We start from the raw sequence: 19,663 nt of genomic DNA, 5'->3' as shown, positions 1-19,663 counted from the left end.
GGACCGCCCACCGGGTCTCTGGGCGGCATCGTGGAAGGGGGCGCGCCCATGGGCCGTCACCGCAAGCCCACCCGATGGGACCGGATCCGTCTGCGGATGGTGAAGTGCCGGAGGAGGTGGATCTTGTGGAAGTACGGAAAGTGAGCGGCCGCCCCTACATGAACTAGGGGCGGACACTCGATCACTTTCCAGGAGCCTGCCGCAGTACCCGCTGCGGTGGGCTCCACCTGCTCCCAAGGTACCGGCGCCGAGTGCCCTATGCCACCAACCCCGGAGGCTCACGCACCTCACGCGCCCCCCTTCACAACCGATGCGCCGCCCCCGTAGGCGTAGCCCCCCGCGTGTCCAGCAGCAGCTGGGCCTTCACCGACAGCCCCTGCAGGTCGTACGTCCGGTGCTGCTGGAGCAGGATCGTCAGGTCCGCGTCGGCTGCCGCTTCGTACAGCGAGTCCGCGCGGGGGACGGGGCGGTCCAGGACGCTCCACGAGGGCACGTACGGGTCGTGGTAGCTGACCGAGGCGCCCAGCCTCAGCAGGCGGACGGCGATCTCCTCGGCGGGTGTGCCCTGGAGGTCGGCGAGGTCGGGCTTGTAGGTGACGCCGAGCAGGAGCACGCGGGCGCCGCGCGCGGACTTGCCGTGCTCGTTGAGGAGCGTGGCGGCGCGCTGGATGACGTACCGGGGCATGCGGTGGTTGACCTGCTGGGCCAGCTCCACCATGCGCAGTGTGCGGCTCGCGTGGCCGGTGAGGTCCTGCGGGACGCTGTGCCCGCCGACGCCGGGGCCCGGCCGGAACGCCTGGAAGCCGAACGGCTTGGTCTCCGCGCAGCGGATGACGTCCCACAGGTCGACGCCCAGCTCGTGGCAGAGGACGGCCATCTCGTTGACGAGCGCGATGTTGACGTGCCGGTAGTTGGTCTCCAGCAGCTGCACGGCCTCCGCCTCACGCAGCCCGCGCGCGCGTACCACCTTGTCGGTGAGCCGGTTGTAGAAGGCCGCGGCCGACTCGGTGCAGGCGGGGGTGAGGCCCCCGATGACCTTGGGCGTGCCGGCGGGGGTGTGGTCGCGGTTTCCGGGGTCGACGCGGCTCGGCGAGTAGGCGAGGTGGAAGTCGCGGCCGGCGCGCAGTCCGGAGCCCTCCTCCAGCAGGGGGCGCAGGAACTGCTCGGTGGTCCCGGGGAGGACGGGCGACTCCAGGATGACCGTGGTGTGCGGGCGCAGCCGCTCGGCCAGGGTACGGGCGGCCGCCTCCACCTGGCCGAGGTCGACCCCGCCGTCGGCGCCGCGCGGGGTGGGTGCGCAGATCACGGCGGTGCGCACCCGGCCGAGCTGGGCCGGGTCGGTGCCGGGCCGGAAGCCCGCCGCGTGCATCCGCCGCAGCTCGGCCGGGCTGAGCGAACCCGCCTCGGGGCCGGTGGCGTACCCGATGGTCGGGATGCCCGCGGCGACGGCGGCCTGGGCGAGCGGCAGACCGTAGGGACCGAGTCCGATGACGGCGAGATCTGCGGGCATGGCGTGGCCCGTCCTTCCCAATAACCGAAGCGGGACAGATGCGCAACCGCTGTGGACAGCCAGAACGAGCGCACTGTCACACTAGGAGTAAATATGACCGTTATGTGGGATTGTGTTCGTGTGTCTTCCGGGGGTTGCGTTCGTGTTGTCCACAGGTTGGGAGCCTGTGGTGGCTGAAGTCGGGCAAGCCGGTCAGAATTTGGGCATGAGGAGGGGATGAACCGGGCTTCGCCCTCCGGGTGCGGCCGACGCGAGCGAGTTGTGCGACAGCGGGAGGCAGCGGTGAGGACAGCGACACTGGGTCCGGCGCAGCGCGCCGAGGCACTGGCGGCGATGGCGGAGCGCGAGCTGGACGTGCTGGTGGTCGGCGGTGGAGTGGTCGGCGCCGGCACCGCACTGGACGCCGCGACCCGCGGCCTGTCCACCGGCCTGGTCGAGGCCCGCGACTGGGCCTCCGGCACCTCCAGCAGATCCAGCAAGCTCATCCACGGCGGCCTGCGCTATCTGGAGATGCTCGACTTCGCCCTGGTCCGCGAGGCCCTGAAGGAGCGCGGCCTGCTCCTGGAGCGGCTCGCCCCGCACCTGGTCAAACCGGTGGCCTTCCTCTATCCGCTGCAGCACAAGGGCTGGGAGCGCCTGTACGCGGGCTCGGGCGTGGCCCTGTACGACGGGATGTCCATGGCCCGCGGGCATGGCCGGGGCCTGCCCCTGCACCGCCACCTGACCCGCCGTCACGCCCTCCGTGTCGCCCCGTGCCTGAAGAAGGACGCCCTGGTCGGCGCCCTGCAGTACTACGACGCCCAGATGGACGACGCCCGGTACGTGGCGACCCTGGTGCGCACGGCGGCGTCGTACGGCGCGAAGGTGGCCAACCGGGCGCGCGTGACCGGGTTCCTGCGCGAGGGCGAGCGAGTCGTCGGCGCCCGGGTGCAGGACGTCGAGGGCGGCGGGGAGTACGAGATCCACGCCCAGCAGATCGTCAACGCCACCGGTGTGTGGACCGACGACACGCAGGCCATGGTGGGGGAGCGCGGCCAGTTCCACGTCCGCGCCTCCAAGGGCATCCACCTGGTCGTGCCCAAGGACCGCATCCACTCCACCACCGGTCTGATCCTGCGCACCGAGAAGTCGGTCCTGTTCGTCATCCCCTGGGGCCGGCACTGGATCGTCGGCACCACCGACACCGGCTGGGACCTCGACAAGGCTCACCCGGCGGCCTCCAGCGCCGACATCGACTACCTGCTGGAGCACGTCAACTCGGTGCTCGCCGTCCCGCTCAGCCGTGACGACGTGCAGGGGGTGTACGCGGGCCTGCGTCCGCTGCTGGCCGGCGAGTCCGACGCCACCAGCAAGCTGTCCCGCGAGCACACCGTGGCCCATCCGGCGCCGGGTCTCGTGGTCGTGGCGGGCGGCAAGTACACGACGTACCGGGTGATGGCGAAGGACGCCGTCGACGAGGCGGTGCACGGTCTCGACATGCGCGTCGCCGACTGTGTCACCGAGGAGATCCCGCTGCTGGGAGCGGAGGGCTACCGGGCGATGTGGAACGCGCGGGCGCGGATCGCGGCTCGCACCGGACTGCACGTGGTCCGGGTGGAACACCTGCTGAACCGGTACGGCTCGATGGCCGAGGAGATCCTGGACCTCATCGCCGCCGACCCCGCCCTGGGCGAGCCGCTGCAGGCCGCCGACGACTATCTGCGCGCCGAGGTCGTGTACGCCGCCTCGCACGAGGGCGCCCGGCACCTGGACGATGTGCTCACCCGCCGCACCCGAATCTCGATCGAGACCTTCGACCGGGGCACCCGCAGCGCCCGCGAGGCCGCCGAGCTGATGGCGCCCGTGCTCGGCTGGGACAAGGACCAGATCGAGCGCGAGGTGGAGCACTACGAGAAGCGGGTCGAGGCCGAGCGGGAGTCCCAGCTCCAGCCGGACGACCAGACGGCGGACGCGGCACGGCTGGGGGCGCCGGACATCGTGCCGCTGAGCTGAGGCGGGCTCGCCTCGGGCTTTCACTCGAACGAGTGTCGTGAACCGGGATCTTCGTTCGGAACCGGTGCGTTCTACCAGGTGCGAGGGCAGAACTCGGCGGCGAGCAAGGCCGGTTCGAGGCGGGGATCTGCGATCGCGTCCGTGTTCACGCGGAAGGTGAGGACACGACGGCCGTCGACGGTGGCTGCGGTGCGCACGTAGCTCCCGGATATCCGGCCGTTGTGCCCCCACACCGTGATGCCGCACGGGAGTTTTGCCGGAAAGATCCCCATGCCGTACGAGCCATGCGCGGCACGGGTGTTGAGCATCTCGCGCAGCCAGTGCGAGGGCAGCAGCCGACCGCCGAGCAGGGCCGCGTAGAAGCGGTCGAGGTCGGCCAGTGTGGTCACCAGCTCACCCGCCGCGCCGGCCACGCGCGGGTCGAGCCGGGTGACGTCGGAGCCGTCCGCGGCGTAGGCGCGGCCGTGCGGCAGCGGAAGCGAGCCGCGGGATCCGGGAAGGGAGGTGCCCGTAAGGCCGAGTGGAGCGATGACCCGGCGCCGGACCTCGGTGGCGTACGAGTGGCCGGTGACCTGCCGGACGACCATGCCGAGCAGGACGTAGTTGGTGCTGGAGTAGACGTAGCGGCCCGGGTGGGTCGGAGGGAGGGTGAGGGCGATGCGCACGGCCTGAAGCGGGGTCAGGGGGACGGACCCCCGGGTGGCCCGGGTGAAGTCGGCGAGCCCGCTGGTGTGGGTCAGCAGGGCGCGCAGGGTGATGTGCCGTCCGTCGGTGCCGCGTCCGCGCAGCAGTTGCGGCAGGTGCCGCTCCACCGTGTCGGACAGGGAGAGCCTGTGTTCCGCCGCCAGTTGCAGCACGACCGTGGCGATGAAGGTCTTGGTGATGCTGCCGGCGCGGAAGTGGTCGGCGGGCGCCATGCCCGGACCGGCGGCGGTGTAGCGGGAGTGGTTCCCGTCCCGGGTCAGCAGGGCCGCGGCGGGCGCCCTGCCCCGGGTGACCAGCAGCGGGAGGACCGTGTCCGTGGCGGCGGCCGCGGAGTCGGCGCCGGCGGTGGTGGGGGCGAGCAGCAGGGCCAGGAGCACCGGTATGGACAGGACTGTCCGAAGCGTCGGCATCCGGGCTCCCTTCTTCTCGGGTCCATCATCCCGCTATGCGGAACTCTGGCTTCAGCGGGTCTTCCTGTGCGCGGGGCCCGGGGCGGGGTCAGGGGCACCCTGGGCGTCGGCCGCTTGTCGGGTGAGGGACAATGGAGGCTCTGTCAGGGCGGGTTGCATGAGGGGACGCATGTCGGAGGCGGAGCGGGCGGGGACATCTCGTCAGGAGACTCGTCAGGACAAGAGCGAGCGTCGTCTCCTCGCCGGGCGGTACCGGCTGGGAGAGGTGCTGGGCCGCGGCGGCATGGGCACGGTGTGGCGCGCCGAGGACGAGACCCTGGGCCGGACGGTCGCCGTCAAGGAGCTGCGGTTCCCGTCGAACATCGACGAGGAGGAGAAGCGGCGCCTGATCACGCGCACCCTGCGCGAGGCCAAGGCGATCGCCCGGATCCGCAACAACAGCGCGGTGACGGTCTTCGACGTGGTCGAAGAGGACGACCGGCCGTGGATCGTCATGGAGTTGGTCGAGGGCAAGTCCCTCGCCGAGGTCATCCGCGAGGACGGCCTGCTGGAGCCCAGGCGCGCCGCCGAGGTCGGGCTGGCCATCCTCGACGTGCTGCGCTCGGCGCACCGCGAGGGCATCCTGCACCGTGACGTGAAGCCGTCCAACGTGCTCATCGCCGAGGACGGCCGGGTCGTGCTCACCGACTTCGGTATCGCGCAGGTCGAGGGCGACCCGTCCATCACCTCCACCGGCATGCTCGTCGGCGCCCCCTCCTACATCTCCCCGGAGCGCGCCCGCGGGCACAAGCCGGGGCCCGCGGCCGACCTGTGGTCGCTGGGCGGCCTGCTGTACGCGTCGGTCGAGGGACTGCCGCCGTACGACAAGGGGTCGGCGATCGCCACGCTGACCGCGGTGATGACCGAGCCCCTGGAGGAGCCCAAGAACGCGGGTCCGCTCAGGGACGTCATCTACGGCCTGCTCACCAAGGACCCGGCCCAGCGGCTCGACGACGCCGGTGCCCGGGCCATGCTCAACACGGTGATCCATGCGCCGGAGCCGGAGTCGATGGACGCCACGCGGGTGGTTCCGCTGCCGGCGCAGCCCGGCGGACCCGAGGGCAAGCGGGGCGAGGAGGCCGGGGAGAAGCTGCGCGGGGCGCTGCGTTCGGTCCGCAAGGCGGCCGGGGCGGCCGGCTCGTCGGCGTCCGTGCGTCCGAAGAGCGGTGGCGGTACGAGGGCGCCGGGTGCGGGTGGCGCGTCGGCCGCGGGGAGCGGTTCGGGTTCCTCCGGGGCGGCGGGCGCCGGGAGGCCCGGGCGGCCGGCCGGTCCGGCCCAGAGTTCCGCCGTCGGGCCGAACTCCAGCGCGAACAAGCCGAGTTCGGGGTGGCCCGTGGTGCCGCCGCCGGACCTGGACCTGCCGCCGCGGCCGGTGCCGAGGGCGCCGCTCACCGACGTGGTGCCCAAGCGGACGCTGGTGATCATCGCGGTGGTGGTCGCACTCGCGGTGATCGGCACCGTGCTGGCCATCGCGCTCAACGGGGGCGACAGCAAGAGCGACAACGGTGCCAAGGCCCCGGCGAAGGCCAGTGCCTCCACCAAGCAGGACAAGGGCACGGGCAGCAAGGAGACCACCGACAGCGGCGCTCGGACGGACGGGAACACCTCGGCGTCCGCCACCACCGGTGCGGCGACGGAGGCCAGCGCGAGCCCGTCCGGCGGCGACAACTCCGGTTCGTCCGGCTCGAAGAGCGGCGGGAGCGCACCGGTGGAGTCGACCCGTAAGGGTGCCCAGGGGTACTCGATCGGGCTGCCCAAGGGGTGGAAGTACCGGTCCACCGGCGATGCCGGGGACCGCTACACCGGGCCGAACGGGCAGAAGCTGCTCGTCGGCTGGACCAGCACGCCCAAGGACGACCCGGTGGCGGACTGGAAGAACCAGGAGCGGTACATGTTCCGCTCCCAGTACCGGAAGATCCGCATAGAGCAGGTGGACTACCGCGGCTGGAACACGGCCGACTGGGAGTTCACCTATGTGGAGGGTGGTACCAAGTACCGGTCGATCGACCGGGGGTTCGTGGTGAACGGCCATCTCGGTTACGGGCTGATGTACACGGCGAAGGCCGCGGAGTGGAACAGCGGGCTGCGCAAGGACACCTGGAAGACGCTGACGACGTCCTTCGAGCCCAAGTCGTGATGTGAACGAGCCCTGTTTGGGGCCGTGAGAATCCGTCATCCCCTCAATGCGGGTTGCCTCCGGCACGTATCGTGAATGGTTGCGGACCGTACGGAGCCGGGTTGTGGATGCGCAACGGGCCGTATGGGAACGGATGTGAACGACCAGGCGGCCGGGGGAGGCAACGTGGACGACTACGCAGGCCGGGTGCTCGCCGACCGCTACCGCCTGCCGCTGCCGCCCTCCGACGAGTACGAACTGACCGAGACCCGGGCCTTCGACACCTACAGCGGCCAGGAGGTGCTGGTCCGTCAGGTGCCGTTGCCGGAGGTCGTCGAGGCCGAGGTGCTCGACGCGGAAGGGCTGCCCGAGGGGTTCACCGCCCGGGAGCGCGAGGGGCGTCGCACCCCGGCGGCCCGGACCGCCACCCGCCGCCCCTCGGATCCGGCGGTGCGGCGCGCCGTCGAGGCTGCGCAGGCGGCGGCGAGCATCCCCGACCATCCGCGGCTGGACCAGGTCTTCGACGTGTTCGCCGAGGGCGGCTCACTGTGGATAGTGAGCGAGTGGGTGGCCGCACGTCCGCTGTCCGCGCTGCTGGCCGAGCAGCCGCTGACGCCGTACCGGGCGGCCGAGGTCGCCTCCGACGTCCTCATGGCGCTGCGTGTCCTGCACGGCCACGGCTGGGTGCACCGCAACATCACCGCCCGCACGGTCCTCGTCTGCGACGACGGCCGCGTGATGCTGACCGGCCTCGCGGTCGGCGCGGCGGAGGAGGCACTGTGCGGGTACGACCCGGTGCCGGTTCAGAACGGGCAGGAGGACCGGGAAGGGGCGGCGGGGGCCATCGGGCCGGGCGGCCCGGCCGGTGACGGCGCCGGCAGGGGCGGGCCGAGTCTGCACGGGCAAGGGCCGGGTGGTCAGGGGCTCGGTGGCTCCGGCGGGCGGGGTGCCGCGGGTGGCGGTGTTCCGGCCGGTGCGGTGAGTGGCCCGGCTGACGGTGCCGGACCCGCGCCGTCCCCCGACGCGGATCCCGAGGCCGCGCGGCGGGCCGCGATCCAGGCGCGGGCGGCCGGTGGGTTGCCGGTGCCGGGCGTGAACGGGGCTTCCGGCGGGGCCACCGTCCCCGGGCCGCCGGCCAGACGGGCCCTGGAGAGCGGCGACGACATCCGTGCCGCGCGGGCCGGGGCCATCGCCGCCTACCGTGCGGGGACCCGGGCCGCGGCCCGGGTGCAGGAAGCCCAGCAGAACGGCCGCGCCGCCCTGCCCGCGGCCCGCCCGCCCGCCGAGGGCGAGGCCGGGGCCAACGGCTCGGCGCAGCCGCCGTACTCCTCCGGCCAGGCCGCCTCGCCGCCCGGCCGCATCGCCGACCCCTACGGGGTGCAGGGCGCGACCTCCTGGCACGGCGCCGCACCGCGCACCGGTCCCGCAGGCACTCCGGCCTCGCCGACCACACCGGGCGGCGACGCACAGCGACCGGTCCTGCCTCCCGGGGAACGGCGCCCTGGCGCGGCACCCGGCGCGGGCCACCTGCCCGTACCCGGCCAGGCGTCGGCCGGCGTGCCGCGCGGTTCCGGCACTCCCGCTCCCGGCCAGGCACCCGCCCCGGCGACCGGTGCCTCCCGTTGGGACGACCCTGACGGCGGTGCCGTACGCGGTGGCCTCGCCCCCTCCGCAGACGTGCCCCCGGCCACCAGCGCCTCCCGCTGGGGCGACCCCGGCGGCGGTGCCGTACGGCGTGGTCCCGCCACCGCGCTCGCCGCTGAGCGGGCCCGGCAGGTGCGGATGACCGTGGTGGGGCCGGTGACCGAGCGGTGGGCGCCGGAGCAGGCCGGGCCCGTGCATGAGAACTGGCAGCTGGCGGCGCCGATCGGGGCCGCCACCGACCTGTGGGCTCTCGGGGCGTTGCTGTTCCGGGCCGTGCAGGGGCATGCGCCCTACCCCGAGGAGTCCACGGCCGAGCTGGTGCAGCTGGTGTGCGCGGAGCCGCCTGCCTTCGCCGAGGAGTGCGGGCCGCTGCGCCCGGTCGTGGAGTCGCTGCTGCGCCAGGACCCCACCGACCGGCTGGACTTCGAGGAGCTGAGCGGCTGGCTGCGCTCGCTGGTGCGCTCCGCGCCCGAGCCGGACGCCGGCACCCATGTCGTACCCGTCCCGCCCGCCGACCCGAGCCGGCTGCCGATCGTCCGGCGCCGTGGTGAGCTGGTGCGGCGGCGGCGCGCCGGGATGCCCGCGCCTCATCCGCACGGCAGACACAAGCGGGCCCGGCAGGAGGCGGCCCGTTCCCCGCGCAGCCTCGGCCGGACGCTGCTGCTGGTGATACTGCTCCTGCTGGCCGGCGCGGTGGCGTACGCGATGCTGTTCATGCCGAAGCAGGGGGAGAGCGGCGCGGCGGGCAGCAGCCGTACCGGCAGCGCCGGGCAGGCGAGCCCCGCGCCCTCCCGCAGCCCGCAGCCGTCTTCCGGGCAGTCCGCGGACGGCGGTCCCTCGGCGTCCGCGCCCGCCACCGAGACACAGACCGGCGGCGACCCCTCCGTCGCCGACGGGTTCACCCTGCGGACCGACCCGGACGGCTTCCAGATCGCCGTCGCCAAGGGCTGGGACCGTACGCCGAAGAACGGCAGCGGCCAGGTGGTCTACTCGCACGGGAACTTCGAACTGCTCGTCGTACCGGGCCGGGACAGTGCCTCGGCCTACGGCAGCGATCCGATGGTCTACCAGCGGGACAAGGAGCGCGAACTGCAGCCGTACCGGGACTCCAGCTGGGCCACGGCCACCGGCCTGAGAACCATCGAGGTGGGCGGACGGACCATGGCCGAGGGCCAGTTCACCTGGACCGACGGGCAGGGGCGCGACCTGTATGTGCGCAACATGGCGATCCTGCTGAACGGCCGCTACCACCTCGTCCAGGTCCGGGGTCCGGAGGCCGAGCGGGACGAGGTCACGCGGCTGTACGAGCAAGCTACCGCGACGTACCGCTACACGGGTTGAGCGCCCCGTATACCGGTTGAGCGGCCGAGGATTCGGTTCCCGTTCGCGAGGAGAAGCGACAACCGTCACAGTGCGGTTTCCTTGGCCCCCCGCTTGTTCCCAGAGTGCGGACCGGTCCTTAGTCTGACCCTGTCAAGAGCATTGCGGGGCAACGTGAATCAGATGCAGGGCCTGCTCATAGCGGGCCGCTACCGGCTTGCCGATTCCATCGGCAGCGGCGGCATGGGCCGGGTGTGGCGCGCCCACGACGAGGTGCTGCACCGGACGGTGGCCGTCAAGGAGTTGACCGCCGCGCTCTACGTCTCCGAGAGCGACCAGGCCGTTCTGCTCGCCCGCACCCGGGCCGAGGCCCGCGCCGCCGCGCGCATCAACCACTCCGCCGTCGTCACCGTTCATGACGTGCTCGAACACGACGGCCGCCCGTGGATCGTGATGGAGCTGGTCGAGGGCAGCTCGCTGGCCGACGCGGTCAAGGACCGCGGCCGCCTCGACGCGCGCGAGGCCGCCCGGATCGGCCTGTGGGTGCTGCGGGCGCTGCGCGCCGCGCACTCCGCCGGCGTGCTGCACCGGGACGTCAAGCCCGGCAACGTGCTGCTCGGCCTGGACGGCAGGGTGCTGCTCACCGACTTCGGCATCGCCCAGATCGAGGGCGACACCACCATCACCCGCACCGGAGAGGTCGTCGGCTCGGTCGACTACCTCGCGCCCGAGCGGGTGCGCGGCCACGACCCCGGCCCGTCCTCGGACCTGTGGGCGCTCGGCGCCACGCTGTACACGGCGGTCGAGGGCCGCTCGCCGTTCCGCCGTACCTCGCCGCTGAGCACCATGCAGGCGGTCGTCGAGGAGGCGGCGGAGGAGCCCCGCCACGCGGGTGCGCTCGGCCCCGTCATCACCGCACTGCTGCGCAAGGAGCCGGCCCAACGGCCGAGCGCGGAGGAGGCGGAGCAGATGCTCGCCGAGGCGGTGGAGGGCCGCCGACCGAGCGCCGCGCAGGCGTTCGTGCCGACCCAGGGGCGGGGCATGGACACCGGCGGTTCCTACGCCGGCGGGTCGTACACCGGTGGGTCCCACACCAGCGGGCCGTACGGCGGTGGGTCGTACACCTCCGGGTCGTACACCTCGGGAGCGGGTGCCTCCGGGGCAGGCATCCCCGGAGCAGGCTCCTCCGGCGCGGATGGCTCCGGGCCGGGTGCCGCAGGGCATTCCGTCACCGGTCCGACGGCGGTGGGCCCGCACGGGATGCCTCCGACCGTGGTGGGACCCGGCGCACCGGCCCGCCCCCGCCCCCGGCGCCGCCTGCGCACGCTCGCGCTGGTCGTCGCCGTCGCGGCCGTGCTCGGCGGCGGTGCCGCGGTGGGCTTCCGGCAGTGGAGCGCGATGCAGCAGGAGGACACCGACACGGGCGGGGCGACCCCGGCGCCGGCGACCTCGGCCACGAGCAGCCCGGGCCCGGAGGGTGCCGTCCCCGGCAACTGGGTGCGGTACGACGACCCGGTGGGCTTCAGCCTCTACCTGCCCAAGGGCTGGAAGCGCACGGTGTACAGCAACAAGGGCAGCCTCAAGCAGATCGACTACTCGCCCGACCACGGCGTCCACTTCGTACGCATCGCCATGGACACCGACCCGGACTTCGCCGACGCCTACCAGCATCAGAAGGACCTGGAGCAGCAGCTCCAGCGGCTGGTCGACTACAAGCTCGTGACCATGGAGGAGAACACCTACCGCGACCGCAAGGGCTCGGTGTGGGAGTACACGTGGACCGCGTTGAAGAAGGACTGGCCCCACGTGGCCGGACCGCGACGCGCCATCGAGGAGACGTACTACTCGCGCGAGGGCGTCGAGTACGCCCTCTACGTGTCGTCGACCGCCGGCGACTGGGGGACGGCGAGCAAGCAGTTCAGGTGGCTCCTGCAGGGCTGGCAGCCGAACTCCGGCTGAGTGCCCCAGGCTTGGCCGATGACCGCCCCGGAGGGCGTGGGTCCGGTGCGGCATGATGGGGCTCATGGGATCCGAGGGGGACGACTTCCGTGTGATCGCGGGCCGGTACCGCCTTCTGGCGCGGATCGGGCGTGGCGGTATGGGCGTCGTCTGGCGGGCGAGCGACGAGGTGCTGGGCCGCCTGGTGGCGGTCAAGGAGCTGGCCCCGGACGACTCCCTCACGGACGACGACGCCCGTCGCCGCAGGGAGCGCACCTTCCGCGAGGCGCGGGCGGTGGCGCAGTTGCGGCACCCGCACATCATCGTCGTGCACGACGTGGTCGAGCAGGACGAACGGCCGTACATCGTCATGGAGTTGATCGACGGCGGCTCGCTCGCGGACCGCATCGCCACCAGCGGCCCGGTCGCCGCAGCGGAGGCCGCCCGGATCGGCATCGACCTGCTGAGCGCGCTGCGCACCGCGCACGCGGCCGGGGTGCTGCACCGGGACATCAAACCGGCGAACGTGCTGGTCGAGTCCGGCACCGACCGGGTCGTGCTCACCGACTTCGGCATCGCCCAGGTAGCGGGCGCGACCACGCTCACCGAGACCGGCTCCTTCGTCGGCTCGCCCGAGTACACCGCGCCCGAGCGGATGTCCGGCGTCCGTACCGGGCCGGAGTCCGACCTGTGGTCGGTGGGCGCGCTGCTGTGCACGGTGCTCAGCGGTGAGTCGCCGTTCCGGCGCGACTCGCTCGGCGGCATCCTGCACGCCGTCGTCGCCGCCGACATCCGGCCACCCGCGCAGGCCGAGCCGCTGCTGCCCGTCGTACTCGGCCTGCTGGAGCGCGACCCCGACCGGCGGCTGGACGCGGCGGAGGCCGAGCGGATGCTGCGGACGTTCCTGGAGACGGGGCGCACCCCGGCCGCGCCGGGCAGCAGCACACCGCGCCCGGTCCGCACGCACCGGACCGGTGACTCCAGAAGCCGTACCCCCGCGATCCCCTACACGCCGACCGAGCACGACGTGCCGCGTGGCTCGCTCACCCCGCCCGCGCCCACCGCCGAACAGCCGCCGGCCACCCGCCAGTCCGCGCGCGGAGCGCTGGTCGCCGCGCTGCTCGTGGCCGCGGTGGCCGGGGCGGGCGTCTCGGCCGCGGCGCTGCTGCTGAAGCAGGGCGGCGACGGAGGCGGCGGCACACCGAGCGGTACGGCGAGCAGCCCGGCGACGCCGACGAGCAACTCCCCGTCCACCGGCGCCCCGAAGTCCCCGACGCCGACCGCGAGCAGCGCACCGGCGGCCTCCACCACCCGTACCGCACCCTCCGGTTACCGCACCGCCCGGGACCCGGCCGGTTTCTCCCTCGCCGTACCGCAGGACTTCACCCGCGAACGCCAGGGCGAGCGGGTCTTCTACCTCTCCCCGGAGCAGACCTTCCGCCTCGGCATCAAGGTCGCCCCGCCCGAAACGGGCGGCCCCGCCGCGGTGATGAGCCGGGCGGCGGCCGACGGGCCCAGCACCAACCCCGGTTACCACGACGGCCGGATCACCGAGACCACGCACGCCGGACACCCCGCCGCGCTCTGGGAGTTCAGCTGGAACGGCTTCAGTGCCGCGGAGGGCCCGCGCCACACCTACGACCTGTGCTGGGAGGAGAGCGGCCGGATGTACGACGTGTGGGTGTCGGCGCCGGTCGGGAAGGTCAAGGAGGCCCGGGAGTACTTCGACGTGGCCGTGGACACCTTCTCGGTCACGGCTTCGTGACCGGTTGGCCTTCCCTGTGGCTGGGAACGCACATGGCGCGATATGGATGAACCATGAGCAGCGACGGGGGAGCCGGCCGTACGGCCGACGACACGACGAGTTTTGTTCTGCAACCGCCGAGACCGAACCCGGACCCACAGCCCGCGGTGGTGCCCGCCCAGGGCGCCGGGCGGCTGATCGCCGGGCGCTACCGGCTGCTCGCCAAGCTCGGCCACGGCGGGATGGGCACCGTGTGGCGGGCCAAGGACGAGATGGTGGACCGCGAGGTCGCGGTCAAGGAGCCCCGGATACCGGACCACCTTCCCGAGCGTGAACAGGCCAACGCCTTCGAGCGGATGCGCCGCGAGGCGCGCGCGGCGGCCCGGCTCGACCATCCCGCGGTGGTGGGCGTGTACGACGTCGCGGTCGTCGACGGCCGCCCGTGGATCGTGATGGAGCTGGTGCACGGACGCTCGCTGGGCGGCGCGCTCCAGGAGGGCACGCTGGACGTGCGCGAGGCGGCCCGGATCGGTCTGCAGGTGCTCGGCGCGCTGGAGGCGGCGCACGCGGCGGGTGTCCTGCACCGGGACGTGAAACCGGACAACGTGCTGCTGGGCCGGTACGACCGGGTCGTCCTCACGGACTTCGGCATCGCGCAGATCGAGGGCGAGACCAGCCTGACCGACACCGGCGGCTTCGTCGGCTCTCCCGAGTACATCGCGCCGGAACGCGTCCTGGGGCAGCGCCCCGGCCCGGCGAGCGACCTGTGGTCCCTGGGCGTGGTCCTGTACACGGCCACCGAGGGCGTCTCCCCGTTCCGCCGCAGCAACACCCCGGCCACCCTCCAGTCCGTCCTCAACGCCGCGCCGGCCGCGCCCGCCGCCGCGCGGGGCCCGCTGGCCGAGGCCATCAACGGCCTGCTCCAAAAGGACCCCGCGCACCGCCCGACGGCGGCGCGGGTCCGCGCCCTGCTGCAGGCGGCCGCCGACCCGCCGACGCCGGAACCCACCCAGCACGTGCGGGTCACCGCGCCCGCCGCCCGCTCCCGGCGGCTCGGCCGGAAGGTCTGGCTGGGCGTGGGCGCCGCCGTGGTCGCGGCCGCGGCGGCCGGATACCTCGTCCTCGCCGACCCCTTCGCCGGCCCGCTGCCCGACGGCTGGGCGAAGCGGACGGACGCCGAGCTGGGGGTCACCCTCGCCGTCCCCGCGACCTACCAGGTGGGCCGCCCGGACAAGGACGCCACCGACAAGACATGGGTGTCGTACACGGACTGGAGCGGCGGCATCTCGATCGTCCTGGACCTGACCCGGAAGGCGGACGACTCCCTGAACGAGATCAAGAGCAACGCGGTGGCCCAGATGCGGGCCGACGACGAGAAGTTCAAGAACGAGGGCGACTACGACCTCGACATGGCCAAGGGCGCGCGGACGCACCCGGACGACGACGCCACGTACCGCGGCAGGCAGGCCGCCACGAACACCGTCGCCTTCACGACCGACGACAGCCAGGACCCGCGCCCCCGGGAGATCCAGATCTTCTACTACCGCACCAAGGCCGGCGACCTGTACCGGCTCACCGTCGGCTACCCGGGCAAGGGCGACTTCACCGCCCGGGGCCGGGAGGTGGCGAAGGCGGCGATCGCGAACCTGGACCTCACGAAGCCGTGAGGGCGGGCCCGTCGGCCCGGACCCGCTCCCGGTACCGCCCCGGTGTGGTGCCGAACTCCCGGCTGAACGCGTGCGAGAGGGCGTACGGACTGCCGTAGCCGGTCTCCCGGGCCACCGTCGCCAGGGGCACGTCCGAGTCGCGCAGGCGGGTCGCCGCCAGGGTCAGCCGCCACCAGGTGAGGTACGCCATCGGCGGGCGGCCGACCAGGGACGTGAAGCGGCGGGACAGGGTGGCGCGGGAGACGCCCGCCTCCGAGGCCAGCCGGTCGGCCGTCCAGGCGGCAGCCGGATCGGAGTGCAGGGCCCGCAGCGCGGCCGTCGCCACCGGGTCGTTCAGCACCGCCGGCCACGCGCCCGTCTCCGCCCGGGCCATCCAGGCGCGGACCATGTAGATCAGCAGAAGGTCCAGCAGACTCGGCAGGGCCAGGCAGGCGCCCGGCCGGCGCTCGTCCAGCTCCCGCGCCAACAGGTCGACGGCGGTACGCAGTTCGGGTTGGTCGCCGACCCGGTGCGGCAGGTGCACCACCTGCGGCAGCTCCGCCAGCAGCGGGTGGGTGCGACTGCGGTCGAGACGGTACTTGCCGCACAGCAGCTCGACGCCGGGGCCGGACCCGGGAAGCCGTACGTCCGTGTCCCGCACCTCCTCGAACGGCACCGCCCGCCGCAGCTCGGCGGCGCCCGCCGCCCGGTCCGCCAGCACGTGTCCCGCCCCGTGCGGCAGCAGCACCACGTCCCCCGTGCCCAGGGGCACCGGGTCGCCGCCCCCGTCCGGCACGAGCCGGCACGCGCCGCTCAGGACGACATGGAAGCCCGCCCCCTCGTACGGCGCGAGCCGGACGCTCCAGCTGCCGTGCACCCGCAGCCGGTTCGAGGACGGCCGGCCGGCCCGGACCGCCGAGATCGCATCGCTCACCACATCCATGAGACAACAGCGTATTGGACAGAGCCGAACGAGCATTGGGACGTTCAATCCCGACTCCTAGGGTCATCGGTATGGCTGATGACAATGTGCAGAGCTTCAGGGTCGGCGACGTCGAGGTGCTCCGTATCGTCGAGTGGCGGGGGCCGTACGTGCCCGCCGGAGCCCTCGTCCCGGACTGCGGCCCCGAGGTGTGGAGCGCCCACGAGGAGGAACTCGTCCCCGACCACCGCGAGCCCGGTGGCGACCGTGCCGTGGTGGCGCTCCAGACCTGGGTGGTGCGCTCCGGCGGGCGCACGGTGCTGGTCGACACCGGTGTCGGCAACGGCCGCGAGCGTCCCGGCAATCCCCTCTTCCACCAGCGGGAGGGGGACTTCCTGGACCGCCTGGAGCGGGCCGGGATCCGTCCGCAGGACGTCGACGTCGTCGTCAACACGCATCTGCACGGCGACCATGTCGGCTGGAACACCCGCAACGCCGACGGTGTGTGGGTACCGTCCTTCCCCGGCGCCCGGTACCTCCTGCCGGCCGCCGACGACCACCACTTCGGGCCCGAGGGCGGCTACGCGGGCGGCGTGCGCGTGGACGACCGGCTCGTCTACGAGGACAGCGTCGCGCCCGTGCACCGGGCCGGGCAGGCCGTGGTGTGGGACGGCGAGTACCGCATCGACGAGCATCTCGTCCTGGAGGCCGCCCCCGGTCACACCCCGGGATCCTCCGTGCTGCGCCTCGCCTCGCGCGGCGAGCGGGCCGTGTTCGTCGGCGACCTGCTGCACAGCCCGGTGCAGATCCTGCACCCCGAGTGCAGCAGCTGCTTCTGCCTCGACCCACGGCAGGCGGCCGCGACCCGGCTCCGGGTGCTCGAACGCGCCGCCGACGAGCGGGCGTTGGTCGTCCCCGCGCACTTCGGTGGCGCTGGTGCCGTCGAAGTACGCAAGGAGAAAGGGGGGTTCGCGCTGAACCGGTGGGCCGTCTGACCGCCCGCTTCGACAAGGGCATGGTGCGCACGGTACTCATGTGACATGACTGGAGACGGCGAACGCTCGCCCGACGAACAGTTGATCGGTGGGCGCTACCGGCTCCTGGAGCGCCTCGGCGCCGGACCGTCCGGGACCGTCTGGCGGGCGCGCGACGAGCAGGAGCAGCGGGACGTCGCCGTCAAGGAGCCCGTCCTGCCCGGGGATCCGGCGGACGACGAGCAGAGCCGGCGGCTCGCACACCGCCTCTGCACGGAGGCCCGGGCCGCCGCCCGGGTACGGCATCCCTCGGCCGTCACCCTGTACGACGTCGTCACCGAGGACGGACTCCCCTGGATCGTCATGGAGTTGATCCAGGGCGAGTCGCTGCGGGAGGCCGTCCGGCGCGGGCCCCTGGAGCCCGCCGAGGCCGCCCGGGTCGGGCTCGCCGTCCTCGGGGCGCTCCGGGCGGCGCACGCCGTCGGGATCGTGCACCGGGACATCAAGCCCGCCAACGTCCTGATCGAGTCCGGCACCGGACGGGTCGTCGTCACCGACTTCGGCATCGGGGACGGGCACGTGGCGGAAGCGCCCGCCGAGTTCGTCGCGCCGGAGCGGGCGTCGGGACGCGGTGCCGGCCCCGCCTCCGACCTGTGGTCCCTCGGGTCACTGCTCGCCACGGCCGTCGAGGGCGGGGACGCCGGCCCGCTGGGCCCGCTGCTCACCCGGCTGCACGCGCCGGAGCCGGAGGCGCGGCCGGGGGCGGAGGAGGTGGCGGCGGTGCTGGAGGTGTGTGGGGGTCTGGTCCCGGCGGGGGAGACGACACCCGAGCCCGAGCCGCAGCCCCGGCCTGCGCCTCCCGCTCCGGCCCCCACCCCTGTCCCCACCCCCGACCCCCGCCGCCGTACCCCCCTCGCCGCCCTCGGTCTCCTCCTCGCGAAAAAACCCGGGGCCGAGTGATCGTCATCCGACAACGCCCTGATCAGCGCATTCGCTGCCAGTGATCACTGGCGTTGTGTGTGCAGTCGGTGAATCCCCGTTACCGACGGGTACCCAAAGCCTCCGCCGCGGCATACCCTGCGCCTCATGACGGACTCGCAGGCCCCGGACATCACCGGTACCAACCCCCTCGCGCCCGCCCCCGAGGGCGCCCGCACCGCCGCCGACGTGGTCACCCCGGAGCTGGTGGCCCAGCTGACCAAGGGCGTGGCCGGCTCCGGCCGTACCGCCAACCACACCCCGTTCACCGGCGAGAAGCTGGCCGACCTGCCCGAGTCCACGCCCGAGGACGTGCTCAAGGCCTTCCAGGCCGCCCGCGCCGCACAGGCGGTGTGGGAGAGGACACCGGTGCGGCAGCGGGCCGCCGTGCTGCTCCGCTTCCACGACCTGGTGCTGGAACGGCAGGCAGAGGTCCTCGACCTGATCCAGCTGGAGACCGGCAAGGCCCGCCTGCACGCCCACGAGGAGGTCCAGGCCGTCGCGGTGGCCGCCCGTCACTACGGCCGCAAGGCCCCCGCCTACCTGCGGCCCAAGCGGCACGCCGGCGCGATGCCGACCCTGACGAAGGTCACCGAACTCCGCCACCCGCGCGGGGTCGTCGGCCAGATCGCCCCCTGGAACTACCCCCTGGAGCTGTCGGTCGGCGACGCGCTGCCCGCCTTCGTCGCGGGCAACGCGGTCGTGATGAAGCCCGACACCGAGACCTGCCTCACCGCCCTGTGGGCCCGTGACCTGCTCATCGAGGCCGGACTGCCCGCCGACGTCTTCCAGGTCGTGCTCGGCGAGGGCCCGGTCGTCGGCCCGGAGGTCGTCCGGCACGCCGACTACGTCTCCTTCACCGGCTCCACCCGCACCGGCCGCGAGGTCGCCCAGGGCGCCGCCGCCCGCCTGGTCGGCGTCTCCCTCGAACTCGGCGGCAAGAACGCCATGCTGGTGCTCGACGACGCCGACATCGAGAAGGCGGCCGCCGGCGCCGTACGCGCCTGCTTCTCCTCCGCCGGCCAACTCTGCATCTCCATCGAGCGGTTGTACGTCCACGAGTCCGTCGCCGACGCCTTCCTGGAGCGCTTCGCCGCCCGCACCAGGGCCATGCGGCTCGGCAACTCCCTCGCCTACGGCGCCGACATGGGCTCGCTGGTCGGGGAACGGCAGCTGAAGACCGTCGAACGGCACGTGGAGGAGGCCGTCACCAAGGGCGCGAAGGTGGTCTCGGGCGGTGTGGCCCGCCCGGACATCGGCCCGTACTTCTTCGAGCCGACCATCCTCGACGACGTCGAGGACTCCATGGCCGTGTGCGAGGAGGAGACCTTCGGTCCCGTCGTCTCCATCTACCGCTTCAAGACCGACGACGAGGCGGTCGAGCGCGCCAACTCCACGCCGTACGGCCTGAACGCGTCCGTGTGGACCAGGAGCGCCCGCCGCGGCCAGGACATCGCCTCCCGGCTGCGCACCGGCACCGTCAACGTCAACGAGGGCTACGCGCCCGCCTACGGCAGCGTCCAGTCCCCGATGGGCGGCATGAAGGACTCCGGCCTCGGCCGCCGCCACGGCTCCGAGGGCATCCTCAAGTACACGGAGGCCCAGACGGTGGCCGAGCAGCGGCTGCTGCCGATGGCGCCGTCGCTGGGCATGGACGACGAGAAGTACGCCGCCTTCATGAGCCGCAGTCTCAAGCTGATGAAGGCATTCCGTTTCCGCTAGACC

At 73.2% G+C, this 19,663-nt stretch carries 12 protein-coding genes; 9 read left to right on the top strand and 3 right to left on the bottom strand.

The features are described 5' to 3' along the window. Positions 1 to 301: 301 nt before the first annotated feature. Positions 302 to 1,510 (bottom strand): nucleotide sugar dehydrogenase, encoded by a 1,209-nt coding sequence (locus BEK98_RS06725; protein ID WP_094215462.1) that lies wholly within the window; start codon positions 1,508 to 1,510, stop codon positions 302 to 304. A 282-nt stretch (positions 1,511 to 1,792) separates the two neighbouring features. Between BEK98_RS06725 and BEK98_RS06720 the strand changes: the two genes are divergently transcribed. Then, positions 1,793 to 3,502, top strand: a complete 1,710-nt coding sequence (locus BEK98_RS06720) for a glycerol-3-phosphate dehydrogenase/oxidase (RefSeq protein ID WP_094215461.1) — start codon at positions 1,793 to 1,795, stop codon at positions 3,500 to 3,502. A gap of 71 nt (positions 3,503 to 3,573) precedes the next feature. Here the strand turns inward: BEK98_RS06720 and BEK98_RS06715 are convergent, their stop codons facing one another. Then, on the bottom strand, positions 3,574 to 4,617 hold the full coding sequence (locus tag BEK98_RS06715) for a serine hydrolase domain-containing protein (RefSeq protein ID WP_094215460.1): 1,044 nt from the start codon (positions 4,615 to 4,617) through the stop codon (positions 3,574 to 3,576). A gap of 169 nt (positions 4,618 to 4,786) precedes the next feature. On the opposite strand from BEK98_RS06715, the gene BEK98_RS06710 reads away from it, so the two are divergent. The 5 genes from BEK98_RS06710 (at position 4,787) to BEK98_RS06690 (ending at position 15,085) form a co-directional block, all read left to right on the top strand. Then, positions 4,787 to 6,793, top strand: coding sequence for a serine/threonine-protein kinase (locus BEK98_RS06710; RefSeq protein WP_208643030.1), 2,007 nt, complete (start codon positions 4,787 to 4,789; stop codon positions 6,791 to 6,793). 165 nt (positions 6,794 to 6,958) lie between these two features. After that, positions 6,959 to 9,757: a protein kinase gene (locus BEK98_RS06705; protein ID WP_094215742.1), complete on the top strand. Its 2,799-nt coding sequence runs from the start codon at positions 6,959 to 6,961 to the stop codon at positions 9,755 to 9,757. A gap of 162 nt (positions 9,758 to 9,919) precedes the next feature. Then, positions 9,920 to 11,695, top strand: coding sequence for a serine/threonine-protein kinase (locus BEK98_RS06700; protein ID WP_094215458.1), 1,776 nt, complete (start codon positions 9,920 to 9,922; stop codon positions 11,693 to 11,695). A 64-nt stretch (positions 11,696 to 11,759) separates the two neighbouring features. Next, positions 11,760 to 13,439 carry a protein kinase domain-containing protein gene (locus BEK98_RS06695; protein ID WP_094215457.1) on the top strand — a complete coding sequence of 560 codons (1,680 nt, stop codon included), beginning with the start codon at positions 11,760 to 11,762 and terminating at the stop codon, positions 13,437 to 13,439. A 53-nt stretch (positions 13,440 to 13,492) separates the two neighbouring features. After that, entirely contained in the window at positions 13,493 to 15,085 is a 1,593-nt protein-coding gene (locus BEK98_RS06690; protein WP_094215456.1) for a serine/threonine-protein kinase, read from the top strand. On the opposite strand, the gene BEK98_RS06685 is transcribed toward BEK98_RS06690, so the two are convergent. Further along, on the bottom strand, positions 15,072 to 16,007 hold the full coding sequence (locus BEK98_RS06685; protein ID WP_094215455.1) for an AraC family transcriptional regulator: 936 nt from the start codon (positions 16,005 to 16,007) through the stop codon (positions 15,072 to 15,074). The two genes, BEK98_RS06690 and BEK98_RS06685, sit on opposite strands and share 14 nt — an antisense overlap. A 71-nt stretch (positions 16,008 to 16,078) precedes the next feature. Here BEK98_RS06685 and BEK98_RS06680 point away from each other — a divergent pair, with 71 nt between their 5' ends. The 3 genes from BEK98_RS06680 to BEK98_RS06670 all read left to right on the top strand — a co-directional run bounded on the left by BEK98_RS06680 (position 16,079) and on the right by BEK98_RS06670 (position 19,660). Then, a complete protein-coding gene (locus BEK98_RS06680; protein ID WP_094215454.1) occupies positions 16,079 to 16,981 on the top strand; it encodes an MBL fold metallo-hydrolase in 903 nt (300 codons plus the stop codon). Between the two features lie 45 nt (positions 16,982 to 17,026). Continuing rightward, positions 17,027 to 17,920: a serine/threonine-protein kinase gene (locus tag BEK98_RS50825; protein WP_094215453.1), complete on the top strand. Its 894-nt coding sequence runs from the start codon at positions 17,027 to 17,029 to the stop codon at positions 17,918 to 17,920. A gap of 126 nt (positions 17,921 to 18,046) precedes the next feature. After that, positions 18,047 to 19,660: a succinic semialdehyde dehydrogenase gene (locus tag BEK98_RS06670; protein ID WP_094215452.1), complete on the top strand. Its 1,614-nt coding sequence runs from the start codon at positions 18,047 to 18,049 to the stop codon at positions 19,658 to 19,660. The last annotated feature ends 3 nt before the right edge of the window (positions 19,661 to 19,663 follow it).

Origin of the sequence: Streptomyces diastatochromogenes (assembly GCF_002242805.1) — a bacterium.
GTDB lineage: Bacteria > Actinomycetota > Actinomycetes > Streptomycetales > Streptomycetaceae > Streptomyces > Streptomyces diastatochromogenes.
This window is presented reverse-complemented; position numbering and strand designations above follow the sequence as displayed.

What these genes read in the sequence shown, in the direction of transcription:
- BEK98_RS06680 (WP_094215454.1), top strand. Translation starts at nt 16,079, where the DNA reads ATGGCTGATGACAATGTGCAGAGCTTCAGGGTCGGCGACGTCGAGGTG.
- BEK98_RS06700 (WP_094215458.1), top strand. Translation starts at nt 9,920, where the DNA reads ATGCAGGGCCTGCTCATAGCGGGCCGCTACCGGCTTGCCGATTCCATC.
- BEK98_RS06690 (WP_094215456.1), top strand. Translation starts at nt 13,493, where the DNA reads ATGAGCAGCGACGGGGGAGCCGGCCGTACGGCCGACGACACGACGAGT.
- BEK98_RS06715 (WP_094215460.1), bottom strand. Translation starts at nt 4,617, where the DNA reads ATGCCGACGCTTCGGACAGTCCTGTCCATACCGGTGCTCCTGGCCCTG.
- BEK98_RS06695 (WP_094215457.1), top strand. Translation starts at nt 11,760, where the DNA reads ATGGGATCCGAGGGGGACGACTTCCGTGTGATCGCGGGCCGGTACCGC.
- BEK98_RS06725 (WP_094215462.1), bottom strand. Translation starts at nt 1,510, where the DNA reads ATGCCCGCAGATCTCGCCGTCATCGGACTCGGTCCCTACGGTCTGCCG.
- BEK98_RS06685 (WP_094215455.1), bottom strand. Translation starts at nt 16,007, where the DNA reads ATGGATGTGGTGAGCGATGCGATCTCGGCGGTCCGGGCCGGCCGGCCG.
- BEK98_RS06710 (WP_208643030.1), top strand. Translation starts at nt 4,787, where the DNA reads ATGTCGGAGGCGGAGCGGGCGGGGACATCTCGTCAGGAGACTCGTCAG.
- BEK98_RS06670 (WP_094215452.1), top strand. Translation starts at nt 18,047, where the DNA reads ATGACGGACTCGCAGGCCCCGGACATCACCGGTACCAACCCCCTCGCG.
- BEK98_RS50825 (WP_094215453.1), top strand. Translation starts at nt 17,027, where the DNA reads ATGACTGGAGACGGCGAACGCTCGCCCGACGAACAGTTGATCGGTGGG.